17 protein-coding genes are annotated in these 15,994 nt (G+C 71.5%); 14 read left to right on the top strand and 3 right to left on the bottom strand.

What is annotated here, in order from left to right; translation table 11 throughout:
• Positions 1-28: 28 nt before the first annotated feature.
• The 3 genes from BLR02_RS13465 to BLR02_RS13455 all read left to right on the top strand — a co-directional run bounded on the left by BLR02_RS13465 (position 29) and on the right by BLR02_RS13455 (position 2,664).
• Positions 29-1,897 (top strand): ABCB family ABC transporter ATP-binding protein/permease, encoded by a 1,869-nt coding sequence (locus BLR02_RS13465; protein WP_090663557.1) that lies wholly within the window; start codon positions 29-31, stop codon positions 1,895-1,897.
• 57 nt (positions 1,898-1,954) lie between these two features.
• On the top strand, positions 1,955-2,221 hold the full coding sequence (locus BLR02_RS13460; protein WP_090565554.1) for a hypothetical protein: 267 nt from the start codon (positions 1,955-1,957) through the stop codon (positions 2,219-2,221).
• A gap of 101 nt (positions 2,222-2,322) precedes the next feature.
• Positions 2,323-2,664, top strand: coding sequence for a hypothetical protein (locus BLR02_RS13455; RefSeq protein ID WP_090663556.1), 342 nt, complete (start codon positions 2,323-2,325; stop codon positions 2,662-2,664).
• Between the two features lie 20 nt (positions 2,665-2,684).
• Here the strand turns inward: BLR02_RS13455 and BLR02_RS13450 are convergent, their stop codons facing one another.
• Positions 2,685-4,340 (bottom strand): NAD(P)/FAD-dependent oxidoreductase, encoded by a 1,656-nt coding sequence (locus BLR02_RS13450; RefSeq protein ID WP_218127938.1) that lies wholly within the window; start codon positions 4,338-4,340, stop codon positions 2,685-2,687.
• A 68-nt stretch (positions 4,341-4,408) separates the two neighbouring features.
• Between BLR02_RS13450 and BLR02_RS13445 the strand changes: the two genes are divergently transcribed.
• From BLR02_RS13445 to BLR02_RS13425, 5 genes are all read left to right on the top strand, one after another.
• Positions 4,409-5,374: an aldo/keto reductase gene (locus BLR02_RS13445; protein WP_090663555.1), complete on the top strand. Its 966-nt coding sequence runs from the start codon at positions 4,409-4,411 to the stop codon at positions 5,372-5,374.
• Positions 5,371-6,270, top strand: a complete 900-nt coding sequence (locus BLR02_RS13440) for a DMT family transporter (protein ID WP_218127937.1) — start codon at positions 5,371-5,373, stop codon at positions 6,268-6,270. Before BLR02_RS13445 ends, BLR02_RS13440 begins: the two co-directional genes overlap by 4 nt.
• 120 nt (positions 6,271-6,390) lie before the next feature.
• Complete coding sequence (locus BLR02_RS13435) at positions 6,391-6,930, top strand: ferritin-like domain-containing protein (protein WP_090565548.1); 540 nt, start codon at positions 6,391-6,393, stop codon at positions 6,928-6,930.
• 159 nt (positions 6,931-7,089) lie between these two features.
• The gene (locus tag BLR02_RS13430) at positions 7,090-7,818 is read left to right on the top strand and encodes a metal ABC transporter ATP-binding protein (protein WP_090663554.1); all 729 of its coding nucleotides are present in this window, start codon (positions 7,090-7,092) and stop codon (positions 7,816-7,818) included.
• Positions 7,818-8,672, top strand: a complete 855-nt coding sequence (locus tag BLR02_RS13425; RefSeq protein WP_090663621.1) for a metal ABC transporter permease — start codon at positions 7,818-7,820, stop codon at positions 8,670-8,672. The genes BLR02_RS13430 and BLR02_RS13425 overlap by 1 nt, the downstream gene beginning before the upstream one ends.
• 34 nt (positions 8,673-8,706) lie before the next feature.
• Here BLR02_RS13425 and BLR02_RS13420 read toward each other — a convergent pair whose 3' ends face one another.
• Both BLR02_RS13420 and BLR02_RS13415 read right to left on the bottom strand, forming a co-directional pair.
• Positions 8,707-9,258, bottom strand: a complete 552-nt coding sequence (locus BLR02_RS13420) for a hypothetical protein (RefSeq protein WP_090663553.1) — start codon at positions 9,256-9,258, stop codon at positions 8,707-8,709.
• 61 nt (positions 9,259-9,319) lie between these two features.
• Entirely contained in the window at positions 9,320-10,081 is a 762-nt protein-coding gene (locus tag BLR02_RS13415) for a transglycosylase SLT domain-containing protein (protein WP_176849556.1), read from the bottom strand.
• Between the two features lie 398 nt (positions 10,082-10,479).
• On the opposite strand from BLR02_RS13415, the gene BLR02_RS13410 reads away from it, so the two are divergent.
• The 6 genes from BLR02_RS13410 to BLR02_RS13385 all read left to right on the top strand — a co-directional run bounded on the left by BLR02_RS13410 (position 10,480) and on the right by BLR02_RS13385 (position 15,932).
• Complete coding sequence (locus BLR02_RS13410) at positions 10,480-10,836, top strand: RidA family protein (RefSeq protein ID WP_090663551.1); 357 nt, start codon at positions 10,480-10,482, stop codon at positions 10,834-10,836.
• A complete protein-coding gene (locus BLR02_RS13405; protein ID WP_090663550.1) occupies positions 10,829-11,806 on the top strand; it encodes a potassium channel family protein in 978 nt (325 codons plus the stop codon). Before BLR02_RS13410 ends, BLR02_RS13405 begins: the two co-directional genes overlap by 8 nt.
• A 132-nt stretch (positions 11,807-11,938) precedes the next feature.
• Positions 11,939-12,940 carry an NAD-dependent epimerase/dehydratase family protein gene (locus BLR02_RS13400; protein ID WP_090565534.1) on the top strand — a complete coding sequence of 334 codons (1,002 nt, stop codon included), beginning with the start codon at positions 11,939-11,941 and terminating at the stop codon, positions 12,938-12,940.
• Positions 12,941-13,023: 83 nt separating this feature from the next.
• Complete coding sequence (locus BLR02_RS13395; RefSeq protein WP_090565533.1) at positions 13,024-14,166, top strand: DegT/DnrJ/EryC1/StrS family aminotransferase; 1,143 nt, start codon at positions 13,024-13,026, stop codon at positions 14,164-14,166.
• Between the two features lie 132 nt (positions 14,167-14,298).
• A complete protein-coding gene (locus BLR02_RS13390; protein WP_090663549.1) occupies positions 14,299-15,045 on the top strand; it encodes a histidine phosphatase family protein in 747 nt (248 codons plus the stop codon).
• Positions 15,042-15,932 (top strand): NAD(P)H-hydrate dehydratase, encoded by an 891-nt coding sequence (locus tag BLR02_RS13385; protein WP_090565528.1) that lies wholly within the window; start codon positions 15,042-15,044, stop codon positions 15,930-15,932. The genes BLR02_RS13390 and BLR02_RS13385 overlap by 4 nt, the downstream gene beginning before the upstream one ends.
• The last annotated feature ends 62 nt before the right edge of the window (positions 15,933-15,994 follow it).

The raw sequence follows: 15,994 nt of genomic DNA, 5'->3' as shown, positions 1-15,994 counted from the left end.
CCCGGCGTTCCGGCCTATGTGCCACCCCATGAGCCAGTCCGCCGTGCCGCCCGAGCGCACCCACGTCCAGACCCTGCTGACCCTCGCCCCCTGGCTCTGGCCCAAGGGTGAGCCGGGGCTGCGGGCCCGGGTGGTGATCTCCCTGCTGCTGCTGGTGGTGGCGAAGGGGGCGAATGTGCTGGTCCCCATCGTCTATGCCCGCGCGGTGGATGCGCTGGGGCCGCAGGCGGGCGGCATCGCCACCATCCCCATCGCCATGGTCGTCGGCTACGGGCTGCTGCGGGCCGCGAGCGCCGGCTTCGCCGAGCTGCGCGATGCCGTCTTCGTGAAGGTCCAGGCCCGCGCCACGCGGCGGATCGCGCTGCAGGTGTTCCAGCACCTGCACGCGCTCTCGATGCGCTTCCACATGGACCGGCAGACCGGCGGCCTCAGCCGGGTGATCGAGCGTGGCGCGCGCGGCATCACCTTCGTGCTCGATTTCATGCTGTTCAACATCATCCCGACACTGCTCGAGATCGGGCTGGTGACGGTGATCCTCTGGGGGATGTTCGACTTCTCCTATGCCGCGGTGACGCTGGCGACGATCGGCGTCTACATCGCCTTCACGCTGATGTTCACCGACTGGCGGCTCCGCTTCCGCCGCGAGATGAACGCGACCGACCAGGAGGCCAACACCAAGGCGATCGACAGCCTGCTCAATTACGAGACGGTGAAGTACTTCAACAACGAGGGCCATGAGGAGCGGCGCTACGACGCCTCCCTCGCGCGCTACGAGCGGGCCTATACCCGCTCCGAGGTGACGCTCAACATGCTGAATGGCGGCCAGGCGGCCATCATCGCCGTCGGGCTGACGCTGGTGATGCTGATGGCAGCCAACGGCGTCGCGTCCGGCCGCATGTCGATCGGCGATTTCGTGCTGGTGAACACCTACCTCATCCAGCTCTACCTGCCGCTCAACTTCCTCGGCTTCGTCTATCGCGAGATGAAGCAGTCGCTGACCGACATGGAGGCGATGTTCCGCCTGATGCGGGAGGAGCGCGAGGTCGCCGACTCGCCGGACGCGCGGCCGCTCGCCGCCGGGCCGGGCGAGCTGGTCTTCGAGGATGTGCGCTTCGGCTACCGGCCGGATCGCGTGATCCTGAAGGGCATCTCCTTCCGCGTCCCGCCGGGGAAGACGCTGGCGATCGTCGGCCCGACGGGCGCCGGCAAGTCCACCATCTCGCGCCTGCTGTTCCGCTTCTACGACGCGACCGGCGGCCGCATCATCCTCGACGGGCAGCCGATCGAGGATGTGACGCAGTCCACGCTCCGCGCCGCCATCGGCGTGGTGCCGCAGGACACGGTGCTGTTCAACGACACCATCCGCTACAACATCGCCTACGGTCGCCCGGATGCGAGCGAGGAGGAGATCGTCCGCGCCGCGAAGCTGGCCCAGGTGCATGACTTCGTCACCCGCCTGCCCGAGGGCTACCGCACCATGGTCGGCGAGCGTGGCCTCAAGCTCTCGGGCGGCGAGAAGCAACGCGTCGCCATCGCCCGCACCATCCTGAAGGACCCGCGCATCCTGGTGCTGGACGAGGCGACCAGCGCCCTCGACACCCGCACCGAGCAGGAGATCCAGACGGCGCTGCGCGAGATCTCGGCCGACCGCACCACCCTCGTCATCGCCCATCGCCTCTCGACCGTGGTGGAAGCGGACGAGATCATCGTCCTGCAGGATGGCCGCATCGTCGAGCGCGGCAACCATGCGGCGCTGACGGCCCTCGACGGCCTCTATGCCGAGATGTGGCGTCGCCAGTCGGAAGCGGTGGCGATGGCGGAAGCGGCCGCCGCCGCCCAGCGCGCCGCCGATCTCGACCAGCCGCGGATGCGCCTGGGCGAGGCAACGACCGGCTGAGGGGTTTTCGCCGGGCCGGCGAGCCCCTATCTCCGGCACCGAAAAGGAGCGTACGGCATGCAATTGGACCCCCAGGGCGTGGCCCCCGACGATCTCAGCCACGCCGGCTCGGTGGTGGACAAGGCGATCGAGTACATGATCGAGCAGAACATCGCCCCCATCTCGGTGGCCTCCGCCCTGCTCGGCGGCGCGCTGGGCCTGCTCGCCCGCACGATGGACGACCGCTCCATCGCCGGCGTGCTGCGCAACGCGCTGGCCAGCGTGGAAAGCGGTGAGCTGCGGGAGATGCGCGACCAACTGCCGGGCGGCAATGCGCCCGTCTGATGAGGCGCATCTGACGCAGAGCCTTTCTTAACCCGAACCGGCCTACTTCCGGGGATGGGCCATGGCGCGGATGCCGCGCCGCCCATCCTTGGGAGAAGCCGATGCACCGCCGCCTTGCCCTCACGCTTGTCCTGTTCGGCGCTGTTGCCGCCGGCCAGGCCGCCGCGCAGTCCTGCGACACCTCGATCGAGGTCGTGAATAAGTCCGGAGTGCAGGTGGATGAGCTTTATTTCAACCCGACCAGCAACAGCAACTGGGGCCGCGACCGCCTCGGCGAGAATGTGCTGACCCCCGGCCGCAAGGCGAGCTTCCGCCCCGGACGCGGCGGCAATTACGATTTCCGCGTGGTCTGGAGCGGCGGCGGCGAGGCGGAAATCCGCAGCGTCGACATCTGCTCGGTCAGCCGCATCGTGGTCGGCCGCGGCAGCCTGCTCGCGGAGTAGGGCGGGCGACGGAGGCGACGCTACCCGTAGGTCGTCTCCGAGGCCTCCACGCCCCGGCTCATCTCGCGCGGCACCTCCTGCCCGGTCGCCAGCAGCGCCAGCGCCTCCGCCACGCGGATGCCATCGACGCCGGCGCTGAGGATGCCGCCCGCATAGCCCGCGCCTTCGCCGGCCGGGAACAGGCCCGGCGTGTTGAGGCTCTGGAAATCCCAGCCGCGGCGGATGCGGATCGGGCTGCTGGTCCGCGTCTCGACACCGGTCATCACCGCATCCGGCCGTGCGAAGCCGGGCATCTGCCGGTCGAAGGCCAGCAGCGCCTCGCGCATGGCCGCGACCGCGAAATCCGGCAGGCAGAGCGAGAGATCGGTCGGCGTCACGCCTGGCTTGTAGCTCGGCAGAACATCGCCGAGCGTGGTGGAGGGGCGCCCCGCGAGGAAGTCGCCGACAAGCTGCCCCGGCGCGCGGTAATCGCCGCCGCCAGCGAGGAAGGCCGCGCTCTCCAGCCGCCGCTGGAACTCGACGCCAGCCAGCACGTCGTCCGGATAATCCGCCGGCGAGATGCCGACGACGATGCCGGCATTCGCATTGCGCTCGGCGCGCGAATACTGGCTCATCCCGTTGGTGACGACGCGCCCCGGCTCGCTCGTCGCCGCCACCACCGTGCCGCCGGGACACATGCAGAAGCTGTAGACGCTGCGGCCATTCCGCGCATGGTGCACCAGCTTGTAGTCGGCCGCGCCGAGCAGCGGGTTCCCGGCATTCGGCCCCCAGCGCAGCCGGTCGATCATGCCCTGCGGATGCTCGATCCGTACGCCGATGCTGAAGGGCTTCGCCTCCAGATGCACGCCGGCGTCGCGCAGCATGACGAAGCTGTCGCGCGCGCTGTGGCCGATGGCGAGCACCACCGACCGCGTGGCGATCTCCTCGCCACTCTCGAGCACGACGCCTTCCACCTGCCGCCCCGGACCGAGGCGCAGGCCGGTCACCTTGCAGCCGAAGCGGTACTCACCACCCAGCCGCTCGATCTCCTCGCGGATGCTCTCGACCATCGAGACAAGGCGGAAGGTGCCGATATGCGGGCGGGAGACGTAGAGGATCTCCTCCGGCGCCCCGGCCTTGACGAATTCCGTCAGCACCTTGCGGCCGTAATGCCGCGGGTCCTTGATCTGGCTGTAGAGCTTGCCGTCGGAGAAGGTGCCGGCGCCGCCCTCGCCGAATTGCACGTTGCTCTCCGGGACCAGCACGCCGCGGCGCCAGAGGCCCCAGGTATCCTTGGTCCTCTCACGGACCAGCTTGCCGCGCTCGAGGATGATGGGGCGGAAGCCCATCTGCGCCAGCACCAGCGCCGCCAGCAGGCCGCAGGGCCCGGTGCCGATGACGACCGGCCGTGGCGCGCCCTCCGGCGCATGGGCGACGAATTTGTAGCGCGTGTCCGGCGCCGGCCGCAGGTTGGCGTCGCCCGCATGCCGCGCCAGCACCCCCGGCTCGTCGCGCAGCGCGAGGTCGAGCGTATAGACCCACATGATGGCGCGCGGCTTCCGTGCGTCATGGCCGCGGCGGAAGACGGTCACGCCCAGCAGCTCGTCATCGGCGATGCCGAGCCGGGCGAGGATGGCGGCGCGTAGCAGCTCGGGCTCATGGCCCAGCGGCAGGCGCAATTCGGTCAGTCGCAGCATGGCGGGCGAGGCATGGGTTTCCAGAAGCCGGGCGGGGCGTATCCTCCCTTAACCGGGAGGAACGGCGGATGGAACAGCGGGTCTTGGGGCGTACCGGACTGGGGGTCTCGGTGCTGGGTTACGGGGCCGGCGTCGTCGGCGGGCTGATGGTGCGCGGCACCCCGGCGGAGCAGGAGCGTTCGCTCGCCCGGGCGCTGGAGGCCGGCATCACCTATGTCGATACCGCCCCCTCCTATGGCAATGGCGAGTCGGAGCGCAATCTCGGCCGCGTGCTGAAACCCCTCGGCGCCCGGCCGGTGCTCGGCACCAAGATCCGCCTGCCCGCCGCGGCCCCGCGCGATATCCCGGGCGCCATCGCCGCCTCGCTGGAGGCCAGCCTGCAGCGCCTCGGCCGCGACAGCATCGACCTGTTCCAGCTGCACGACCCGATCGGGGTGGTGGAAGGCTATACGCTGACCGAGCTGCTCGGCGAGGCGGTGCCGGCCCTGCACCGCCTGCAGGAGCAGGGGAAGTGCCGCTTCCTCGGCATCACCGCCCTCGGCTCCACCCCGGCGCTGCGCCAGCTGCTCGAGACGGGGATCTTCGATACCGCCCAGATCCCCTTCAACCCGCTGAACCCCTCCTGGCTCGCCCCCCGGCCGGCGCGCCTGCCGGGACAGGATTTCGAGCGGCTGGGCGATCTGGCGGCGGCGCAGGGGGTGGGGCTGATCGGCATCCGCATCCTGGCCGCCGGCGCCCTCTCCGGCGAGGCAGGGCGCCATCCCGTGGCGATGCCCGAGGTCGCGCCCATCGCCTCCGCGGCCGATTACGCGACGGACCTGGCCCATGCCAGGGCCCTGCGGCCGCTGGTCGAGGAGGACCTGGCCACCTCGCTTGCCGAGCTCGCCATCCGCTATGCCATCACCCCCGCCGCCATGGGCACCGCCCTGATCGGCACCGCCTCGCAGGAGCAACTGGAGGTGGCCATCGCGGCGGCCGAGAAAGGTCCGTTGCCACCCCCCGTCCTGGAGCGGATCGCGGCCCTGCTGGCGTGAGCGGGCGTGGCGCCCCGGCCGCGGGGCAGCTGGCCGGCTTCGGCTACCTCACCGTGACCGCCACGGCCTGGGGCCTCAACTGGCCGGTCATGAAGCTGCTGATGCTCGACTGGCCGCCCTTCACCTTCCGGGTGCTGGCCGCGTCCGGCTCCGTGCTGCTGCTCTCGACCATCGCCCTGCTGCAGCGCGACGCGTTGCTGCCCCGCGCTGACCAATGGGGACGCCTCGTCGTGGCGGCGCTGCTGAACGTCACCTCCTGGCTGTTCTTCGCGCCGGTGGCGATCTTCTGGCTGGATGCCTCGGAGGCGGCGATCATCGCCTATACCATGCCGGTCTGGGCCACGATCCTCGCCTGGCCCTTCCTGGGCGAGCGCCCCGGCTGGCGGCGCCTGATGGGCCTTGCCCTTGGCCTGTCCGGCGTGACCCTGCTGATGGCCGGCCGCCTCGATCTCGGCGCCGGCCTGATGGCGGGCAAGCTGCCCGGCGTGCTGGCCATCCTGGCGACAGCGCTGCTCTTTGCCTGCGGCACGATCTGGACCAAGCGCTTCCCGCTCGCCATGGCGCCGGTCCCGCTCGTCGCCTGGCAATTGGCGATCGGCGTGCTGCCCGTGGCCGCGGTGGCGCTGGCTTTCGAGCAGGCGCATCCCGCACGGGTCGGTCCGCTCGGCTGGGCCTGCCTCGCCTATGCCTCGGTCATCGGCCAGTGCCTTGCCTATCTCGCCTGGTTCCGCGCCCTGAAGCGCCTGCCGGCCGGCACGGCGGCCATCGGCTCGCTCCTCGTCCCCGTGGTCGGCGTGCTCGGCAGCGCCGCCCTGCTCGGCGAGCCCTTCGGCCTGCGCCAGGTCGGTGCCCTGGCCCTGACGCTCGGTGGCGTAGCGCTCGCCTCGCGCGGCTAATAACGTACGAGATCGTACACAGCGAATATTGCAAGGATTGAAGACGTTGCCGTCACGCAGGCAACTCCGGACCCCGCCAGCCATTCCTTTCCACAGTCACGCCACCAAGGAGAGAACCGGATGGAAAACGAAATCCGCGAGATGCTGGTCGCCCAGCTGAAGGATATCTACAGCGCCGAGAAGCAGGGCGTCCGCAACATGCAGCGCATTGTCCGCAAGGTCACCGCGCCCGAGCTGCGCGAAGCGCTGACCATGCATGTCGAGCAGACCCAGTCCCAGATCGAGCGCGTCGAGCAGGCGCTCGATGAGATGGGTGCCCGTCCTGGCCGCAAGGTCTGCGAGGCGATGCGTGGCCTGGTCGAGGAGGCGCAGCACGAGCTCGAGGAGTACGAGAAGGGGCCGATCCTCGACATCGTCATCGTCGCCGCGACGCAGAAAATCGAGCACTACGAGATCGCCTCCTACGGCACCACGGCCTCGTTGGCCAAGGCGCTCGGCGAGCAGAAGATCGGCGACCTGCTCGGCCAGATCCTCGAGGAGGAGAAGCAGACCGACCTCAAGCTCACCGAGCTGACCCAGTCCGTGCTGATGGGCCAAGTGATGAGCGGCGAGGCGGCGGCGAACGACGCCAAGGCTGCGCCGAAGCGCAAGGCCTCCTGAACGGCCGGGGGGTAGCCGTGGCCCGGGGGTGATGTTATCTCATAACATCATGTCCTGGCCCGATCCCCTCGATCTGTCATCCGGTGCCGCCGCCCGCCTCGTGCTGGCGGCGGTTGTCGCGACCGGGCTCTGGCTGGCTGTCGCCTGGGCCATGGCCGCATGAGCCCCGCCGAGATCCGGATCGCCGACCTCACCGTCAGCCACCAGCGGCGCGCGGCGGTGCATCACCTGACCGGCCGCTTCGCCCCCGGCAGCCTCACCGCCATCGTCGGGCCGAACGGCGCCGGCAAGACCACGCTGCTGCGGGCGCTGGCCGGGTTGCACCGCCCCGATGAGGGCCGCATCGAGGGCGCCGCCGGCCAGGTCGCCCTGCTGCCGCAGCAATCCAGCCTCGACCGTGCCTTCCCGCTGACCTGCCTCGATGCCGTGCTCTTTGGCCTCTGGGCCGAGACGGGCGCCTTCCGCGCCATCGGCCGCGCAGGCCGGGCCCGTGCCGAGGCTGCGCTCGCCGCGGTCGGCCTGCAGGGCTTCGAGCGCCGCCCGGCGGGCAGCCTCTCCGCCGGCCAGTTCCAGCGCGTGCTCTTCGCCCGCCTGCTGCTGCAGGACGCGCCGGTGATCCTGCTCGACGAGCCTTTCAATGCCCTCGATGCCCGCACCTCGGCCGAGCTGCTGGCCGTGGTGAAGCGCTGGCATGGCGAGGGCCGCACCGTCATCGCCGTGCTGCACGATCTCGATCTGGTGCGCCGCGACTTCCCCGAGACGCTGCTGCTGGCGCGCGATTGCCTCGGCTGGGGCCCGACCGGCGAGGTGCTGACCGCCGCCAACCGCCTCCGCGCCCGCATGATGGCCGAGGCCTGGGCCGAGCAGGCGGAGGCCTGCGCCGCCTGATCCTGCAGCCCTTCCTCGATTACGGCTTTCTGCGCCGCGCCCTGGTCGGCTGCCTCGCCCTCTCGGTCGCGGCGCCGCCGCTCGGCCTGTTCCTCATGCTGCGGCGGATGAGCCTCACCGCCGATGTGCTGGCGCACGGCATCCTGCCCGGCGTTGCCGCCGGCTTCCTCATCGCCGGCCTGTCGCTGCCCGCCATGGCGACGGGCGGCCTCGTCGCCGGGCTGCTGGTTGCGGTCGGCGCCGGTGCCCTGTCGCGGATGACGGGCGGGCGGGAGGATGCCTCGCTCGCCGCCCTCTATCTCGTGGCGCTGGCCGCCGGCGTCGCCATGGTCTCGATGCGGGGCGGGGCGGTGGAACTCACCAACCTTCTCTTCGGCAGCGTGCTCGGCGTCGATGACGGGGCGCTGCTGCTGATGGCCGGCGCCGCGACGCTGACCCTCGCCGCCCTGGCCCTCGCCTGGCGCCCGCTGGTGCTGGAATGCTTCGACCCGGGCTTCGCCGCGGCCGTCGGTGCGCGCGGCGCCATCTGGCATCTCGGCTTCCTCAGCCTTGTCGTGCTGAACCTGCTGGCCGCCTTCCAGGCGCTCGGGACGCTGATGGCGGTCGGGCTGATGATGCTGCCGGCCATCGCCGCCCGGCACTGGTCACGGCGCCTCGGCGGGATGGCCTATGCCTCGGTGGCCATCGCCATGGCGGCGAGCGTCGCAGGTCTGTTGCTGTCCTACCACGCCGACCTCCCGGCCGGCCCCGCCGTGGTGCTCAGCGCCGGCCTCTTCTGGGCCGTCTCCGTGCTGGTCGGCCCTGTCGACGGGCTGGCGGCGCGCCTGCTCCGCCGCCGCCATCTGGCCGGTTAGAACAGTTCCCCAACGGAAACCGCTCCGGCCCGCTCTACTCGATATTGAGGATCCGGGCGAAGAGCCCGCGGCTGCGTAGCCGCCGCAGCCCCTGCTGCGCGGATTGCGCCTCCTTCTCGGCCCGCTCCGCCCGCTTCACCGCCTCGGCAAGCCGGTCTTCCAGCGCCGCCAGCTCGCCCTCGCGCTGGGTGAGGCGTGCCTGCACCTCCCGCAGCGCCGCCTCCGCCACCGCCACCTGAGCCGGGCCGAAGGCCTCCGCCGCATCCGCCCGCTGCCGCTCGCGCAGCAGCTGCTCCCGTAGTAGGGTCAGGGATTCGAGGAAGGCGGAAACCGGGTTCGGCTCGCTCGGCCGGAACAGGAGGGTGGCGCTGCGCAGGCCGCCGGCCTGCCGCACATGCGCCTTCAGCTTTGCCGCCCAGCCCGGTTCGCCCGCTGCGGTGGAGAGGCCGGCGGCCTCCGTCCCCGTTGGCTCGGCCTGCCCGGCCCAGGCAGTCAGCCTTCCGGCCCAGCCGGATGGTCCTCCGGCCGGGGTGGCCAGCCGGTCCGTCCCGCGTGCCAGTTCCAGCGCCTGATATCCGCCGTCCATGCTATCCCTCGGGCACGACTGATTGACACTTTCGTGATCAGTGTCGGGAAAGCAAGGATTTTTATCGGGCAGCCAGGGTGATGGGCCGCGGGGATGCACCTTGCTCGGCCAGAAGCCGCCCCACCCCGGCATGGACCTCGGCGAGGCTCAGCATCCGCCCCGTGCCGCGCTCGAAGAAGACGCCGCGATTGGCGGCGATGCTGTCGGAGCCCACGGCCTCCAGCGCCGGTCGCGCGGGTGCACGGTTGAGCTCCGCCAGGAAGCGCCGCGCTCCGGCGGGGCCCAGCAGATGGGTCACGTAGAGTTCGGCCGGACCAGCCGGGCGGCCGAGCATCGCCTGCAGCCCCGCCTGCTCCGCCGCCAGCCGCTCCGCCGCCATGATGGCCGAGAGGCGCGGGTCGAAGCGCCGGGCGAGGATGGCCCGTAGGTCGCGCGGGTGCCGCGTGGTGATCGCACCGGTCCGCGGGTTGGTTGACAGCAACGCTGCCTCGCGCGCCATCCCATGCCGCGGCCCGAAATCCCGCACCACTTCCAGCCAGGTCGCCTCGGTGAACTGCATCAGGCCACGGGCCGTGCTCTGCCGGTTGCCGGCACGATGGCTGAAGCGGCTCTCCTGCCAAGCGATTGCCCGCAGGAGCACTGGGTCGGTGCCGGTCGAGCGCGTGGCGGCAGCCAGCGCCGCGGCCACGCTTGGGCTGGGCTCGCCCTCCGCTACGGCCCGGGCTGCAGGCGCGGCCGCTGGGCGCGGCTTTGCCGCGGCGACGGTCCGCGGACGCGACCGCGCCGGGACCGAGGCCTGGCGGCGCGGGGCCTGGCGCAGCACGGGGGCTGCCTTTGCGGCGCTCCGTGCGGCGCTCGGCCGGTTGGGCTTCGCCTCGGCTGGGGCAGGGGCGGCGAAGGCAGCCGCCAGGGCGCAGGCGAGGGCGGCAAGGAATGGCCGCAGGCGGCGCTCGAGGGGGCGCCCAAGGGAACGCTCAGAGGGGCACGCAGAAGGGGACGGCGTGCCGCGGGGGGCGGCACGGGGGGCAGGGTCCAACAATTGATGATCTCCCCTGGGGGGTGGGAGCGATGCGGGTGTCGAGTGGGTCTTACGCTCGCGCCGCCGTTCCGTTGCATGGGCCGATGCCGTCCGGCTCCGCTTGTTGCCGCCGGAGCGCCCAGGGACGGGTAGGCGCGGCGTGGCACTCGCCCCTATGGTTCGCACCGCAAGAGGAGGCAGGCATGGCGATCCGGCGCTTGGCGGAGGAAGGGCGGCTCTCGGGCGCCGTGGTGCATGGGGGGCTGGTCTATCTGGCCGGGCAGGTCGCCGATGACCCGTCCCTTGATGCCGAGGGCCAGACCGCCGACATCCTGGCCCAGATCGACGCCCTGCTCGCCGAGGCCGGCACCGGCAAGTCCCGCCTGCTCAGCATCACCATCGTGCTGGCCGATATCCGCGATGCCGCGGCCATGAACCGCGCCTGGGACCGCTGGCTGGACCCGGCGGCCAAGCCGGCGCGGATGACCATCGAGGCCCCGCTGGTCGACCCCGCCTGGCGCGTCGAGATCACCGGCATCGCCGCCTTGCCTGATGCCTGAGCGGCAGCCGCGCGGCTATCTCGGCGCGATCGGCCTGTCGCTCGGGCTGATGCTGCTGGTGGCCGGCGGCGTGGCGGACCGGGGCGGCACCTTCCCGCTGGTGCTGCTCGGCACCTCGGCGCTCGCCATCGGTGCGCTCTACCGGCTCTTCCCGCATGGGCCGCATTTCGCCCTCGGCACCACCAATGCGCTGGCGATGTATGCCTGCCTCTATGTGGTGATCGGCCGCGCCGCCTTCCCCGATGCGCCGGACTGGGCCCGCGCCATCGGCTTCGTCCTGCCCATCGCCACCTTCGTCCTGGCCTGCTGGCTGCGCCGTGCCGATCTCAGCGCCTGGGCCCAGGAGGAGGAGGCGGCCGATCTCGCCCATCTCCCCAGCTTCGCCCGTTGGCTGGCGGTGATCGGGGTCGTTGGCGTCATCTCGCTCAGCCTGCCGGTGAACCGGCTGCCGGCAGCGGGGCAGGGCGCGGCGCTGATCGCCGCCATGGCCGCCATCGCCGCCGTGAGCGCCGTCACGGTCGGCGACGTGGTGCGCCTGCTGGTGGATATCGCGGTGATCTTCCGCGCCGTCACCCGGCGCCTTTCCCGCCTCGCCGTGCCGATCGCCGCCTATTCCAGCCTCTGGGCGCTGCTGACGGTGGTCTTCGGCTGCCTCTACCGTATCGCCGACGGGCTCTCCAAGGGCCCGCTCTTCACCAGCACGCATGGGTCCATCCGCATCGATTTCTCCGACGCCCTGCATTTCAGCGTGGTGACACTCTCGACCGTGGGCTATGGCGACATCATTCCGGCGGATGACGGCATCCGGCTGCTGGCCAGCATCCAGATGCTGCTGGCGCAACTGCTGCTGCTCTTCGGCTTCATCGAGATCATGCGCGGCAGCCGGGCCGGGATGCCGGAGGGCGCTCCGGCATCCAATCCCCCTTTGGCCCGCGAGGAGGCCACGCGCCGCGCCGTTGCCGGGGAGTAGGCATCGTTCCGCCGCAATCGGCTCCGCAATTGGGTATGTGGCCGGATGCGTCGACGGCGCGATCCGGGAAGGCCAGGGCCGAAACCGCCGCTCAGGGGAGCGGCGCTGCGGGCCAGGAAGGGAAGAGGACCGATGACAGAGGCCGAACGGGCCGCCTTCTGGCGCGGCAAGCGCGTGCTGGTGACCGGCGGGGCCGGCTTCCTCGGTAGCGCGCTCTGCCACGCGCTCTCGGCGCTCGGCGCGCGGGTGACCGCGCTCGACGCGATGTTTCCCGATGGCGGCGCCAACATGGCGAATCTCGAGGGCGCCGGCGTCCTGCTGGTGCGCGGCGACATCCGCGAGGTGGAACTCCATTCGCTCTGCCAGGATGTCGACGTGCTGTTCAACATGGCGGCGCAGACCAGCCATCTGGGCGGCCAGAAGGACCCCGTCGCCGACATCGCCATCAATGCCGTGGCCCAGGTGCGGCTGATCCAGGTGATGCGGGAGGCGGCGCCGAAGGCGACCGTCATCCATGCCTCCACCCGCCAATTCTACGGCCGCCCGCTGCACCTGCCGGTGGATGAGCTGCATCCGGTCAATCCGCCGGACGCCAATGGCGTCTCGAAATGGGCCGGCGAGCAGTACTGGCTGCTCGAGCAGCGCGTGCTCGGCCGCCCGGTCGTCTCGCTGCGCCTGACCAACTGCTACGGCCCGCGGCTGCGCATCCGCGACGCGCGCCAGACCTTCCTCGGCATCTGGATGCGCCAGGTGCTGAAGGATGAGGGGTTCGAGGTCTGGGGCGGCGAGCAGTTGCGCGACCTTACCTATGTCGACGACGTGGTGCGCGCCTTCCTGCTCTCGGCGGAATACGCGCCGCGGGAGGAGGTGGCGGGCCGGGTCTTCAATCTCGGCGGATCGCCCCCGGCCAGCCTGATCGAGCTGGCCGACCGGCTCATCGCCGCGAATGGCGGCCGTGGTCACTACGCCGTGAAATCCTTCCCGGCCGATCGCGCCCCCATCGACATCGGCAGCTACCACGCCGATGACCATGCCTTCCGCGCTGCTACCGGCTGGGCGCCGCTGATCGGGCTGGATGAGGGCCTGGCGCGTTCGCTCGACTGGTATCGCAGCCGGATGGCGGATTATAGCTGAGGACGCGGGCCGGTGCGGCCGTTGAGGCCGTGCCACGGGGCGCGGCTTCAGACAGTCTCCGAGGGTCCTAGGACGAGAACGAGATGAGCATGACCGTCATCCCGCAGGCCGATCCCGGCGCCGGCTACCGGGCCCAGCAGGCCGAGATCGATGCCGCGGTGGCACGGGCCCTCGCCTCCGGCTGGTATATCCTCGGCCGGGAGGGCGAGGCCTTCGAGCAGGAATTCGCCGCCTGGCTCGGCACCACCCGCGCGGTCGGCTGCGCCAATGGCACCGATGCCCTGGCGCTGATCCTGCGTGGCCTCGGCATCGGCGAGGGCTCGACCGTCGCCACCGTCTCGCATACTGCGGTGGCGACCGTGGCCGCGATCGAGATGGCCGGCGCCGTGCCGCTGCTGCTCGACATCGACCCCGACACCTACACCATGGACCCGGACGAGCTGGTCGCCGTGCTGGAGGACCCGCCGCCGGGCCTGCCGCCGATTCGCGCCGCCATTGCCGTGCATCTCTATGGCCAGGCCTGCGACCTCGACCCGATGCTGGCGGCCTGCCAGGCGGCGGGCGCCGCCCTGATCGAGGATTGCGCCCAGGCGCATGGCGCGATGCTGGGCGGCCGGAGGCTCGGCACGCTGGGCCAGGCCAGCGCCTTCTCGCTCTATCCCACCAAGAATCTCGGCGCGCTCGGCGACGGCGGCGTGCTGGCGACCGATGATTTCGAGCTGGCCGACCGTATCGCGGCGATCCGGCAATATGGCTGGAAGGAGCGCTACATCTCCTCGATGGTCGGCGTGAACAGCCGGCTCGACGAGGTGCAGGCCGCCATCCTGCGGGTGAAGCTGACCGCCCTCGATGCCGGCAACGAGCGCCGCCGCCAGATCGCCGCCGCCTATGACGCGGCGCTGGCCGGTGGCCCGCTGTCCCCGCCGGCGCGCCGGCCGGATGCCGAGCATGTCTTCCACCAGTATGTCCTTCGCGCCGGCGCCTGGGGCATGACGCGATCCGACGTTCAGGCGCGGCTGCGCAATGACGGCGTCGGCACGGGAATCCACTACCCCGTGCCGGTGCATCTGCAATCCGCCTATGCGGGCCGCGTCCCCCTCGGCCCCGCCGGCTGCGCCGAGACCGCCCGCGCCTCGCAGGAAGTGCTCAGCCTGCCGATGTACCCGGAGCTGACCGACGACCAGGTCGGCCATATCTGCTGGGCGCTGCGGAACCTGGCGGGGTAGGGGCCTCGGCCCCCGCCGATGGCAGCACCCCCGCGCCCTCGGGGGCGCTGCATTGGTGCCCCGGGGGTATTTGTTCGAAAACTGCACGGCCTTCCTGCGTTGCCGCCTCATCGGTAGCGAGTAGGGAGGCCCATGCAGCAGCGCTGGCCCGAGCGGCTCTGGATCGTCCGCCATGGCGAAAGCCGCGGCAATGTCGCGCGCGACGCCGCCCAGGCCGCGCGGTCGCATCGCATCGAGACCCTCGACCGAGATGTGGATGTCCCCCTCAGCGACCGCGGCGAGGCCCAGGCCCGGGCCCTTGGCCGCTGGTTCGCCGACCAGCCGGAGGCGGAGCGGCCCGAGGTGGTGCTGGCCTCACCCTATCGCCGCGCCCGGCAGACGGCCGTGCTGATGGGCACCCCGCCCGCCGACCTCATCTTCGATGAGCGGCTGCGGGAGAAGGAATTCGGCATCCTCGACCGGCTGACCCGCTATGGCATCGAGGCGGAGCATCCGCAGCAGGCCGAGCTGCGCCGGGCCCTCGGCAAATTCTACCACCGCCCGCCGGGTGGCGAGAGCTGGTGCGACGTCATCCTCCGCCTGCGCAGCGCCCTCGACACCATCTCGCTGCATTACGGCGGCGCGCGGGTCTTGATCGTCGCCCATCAGGTGGTGGTGCTCTGCCTCCGCTACCTGATCGAGGGCATGACGGAGGAGCAGATCCTCGCCATCGACCGTGAGGGCGACGTGGCGAATTGCAGCGTCACCGCCTATGCGCATGACCCCTCGGCCGGGCCGCGCGGCGGCCTCGTGCTGCAGCGCTACAATTTCGTCGCCCCCCTGCTGGAGGAAGGCGCCCCCGTCACCGCCGAACCCGACGCGCCGATGGCCGCTCGATGAGCGCGCCCATCCCGGTCACGCCGGAGCTGCTGCGCGAGCTGCCCCTGCCGAACCACCGCGAGGGCGAGGACAAGAACAGCCGCGGCCGCGTGCTGGTGATCGGCGGCAGCCGCGAGGTGCCGGGCGCGGCGCTGCTCGCCGGCATGGCGGCGCTGCGCGCGGGCGCGGGCAAGCTGCAGATCGCCGCCCCCGCCTCGCTCGCGGCGCATCTGGCGATCGCCATGCCGGAGGCCCGGGTCACCGGGTTGGACGAGACGGCGGAGGGTGGCCTCGCGCCGGAGGAGGCGGCCCGCCTCGCCGGCCGCTGCGCCGGCTGCGACGTCGTGGTGCTCGGCCCCGGCATGATGGACCCGCCCGCCACCGCCCAGCTCACCCGCCGGGTGCTGGAGGAAGCGGAGGGCAGCCCCGGCTTCGTCCTCGATGCCGGTGCATTGGCCGAACTGATGGACTGCCGCGCCGCGCTCCGCCGCCATGCCGGCCGGCTGGTGCTGACGCCGCATGCCGGCGAGATGGCCCGCATGCTCGGCCTTCCCGCCGAGCAGGTGGCGGCGGACCCGCTCGGCGTCGCGCGCCAGGCGGCGGCGGCGCTCGGCGCGGTGGTGGTGATGAAGGGCGGCCGGTCCTTCGTCGTTTCGCCCCAGGGCGAGGCCTGGTCCTGCGATCGGGGCAATATCGGCCTCGCCACTTCGGGCTCGGGCGACACGCTGGCCGGGATCATCGGCGCACTGGTCTCCCGCGGCGCGCCGCCGGTGACGGCGACGCTCTGGGGAGTCTTCCTGCATGCCGAGGCTGGCGACCGGCTCGCCCGCCGCATCGGCCCGCTCGGCTACCTGGCGCGGGAGATCCCGGGCGAGGTGCCCGCCATCATGGGCGAACTGGCCGGGTAGCCGGCGAAGGGCGCCCGCCTTTCGCCCCGTGGGGCGAGACGCGAGGGCGCCGTCGAAACTCG

The sequence above is a fragment of the Belnapia rosea genome (genome assembly GCF_900101615.1).
Lineage (GTDB): Bacteria > Pseudomonadota > Alphaproteobacteria > Acetobacterales > Acetobacteraceae > Belnapia > Belnapia rosea.
The sequence above is the reverse complement of the archived record's forward strand: the minus strand, read 5'-3'. Positions and strand labels throughout refer to the sequence as shown.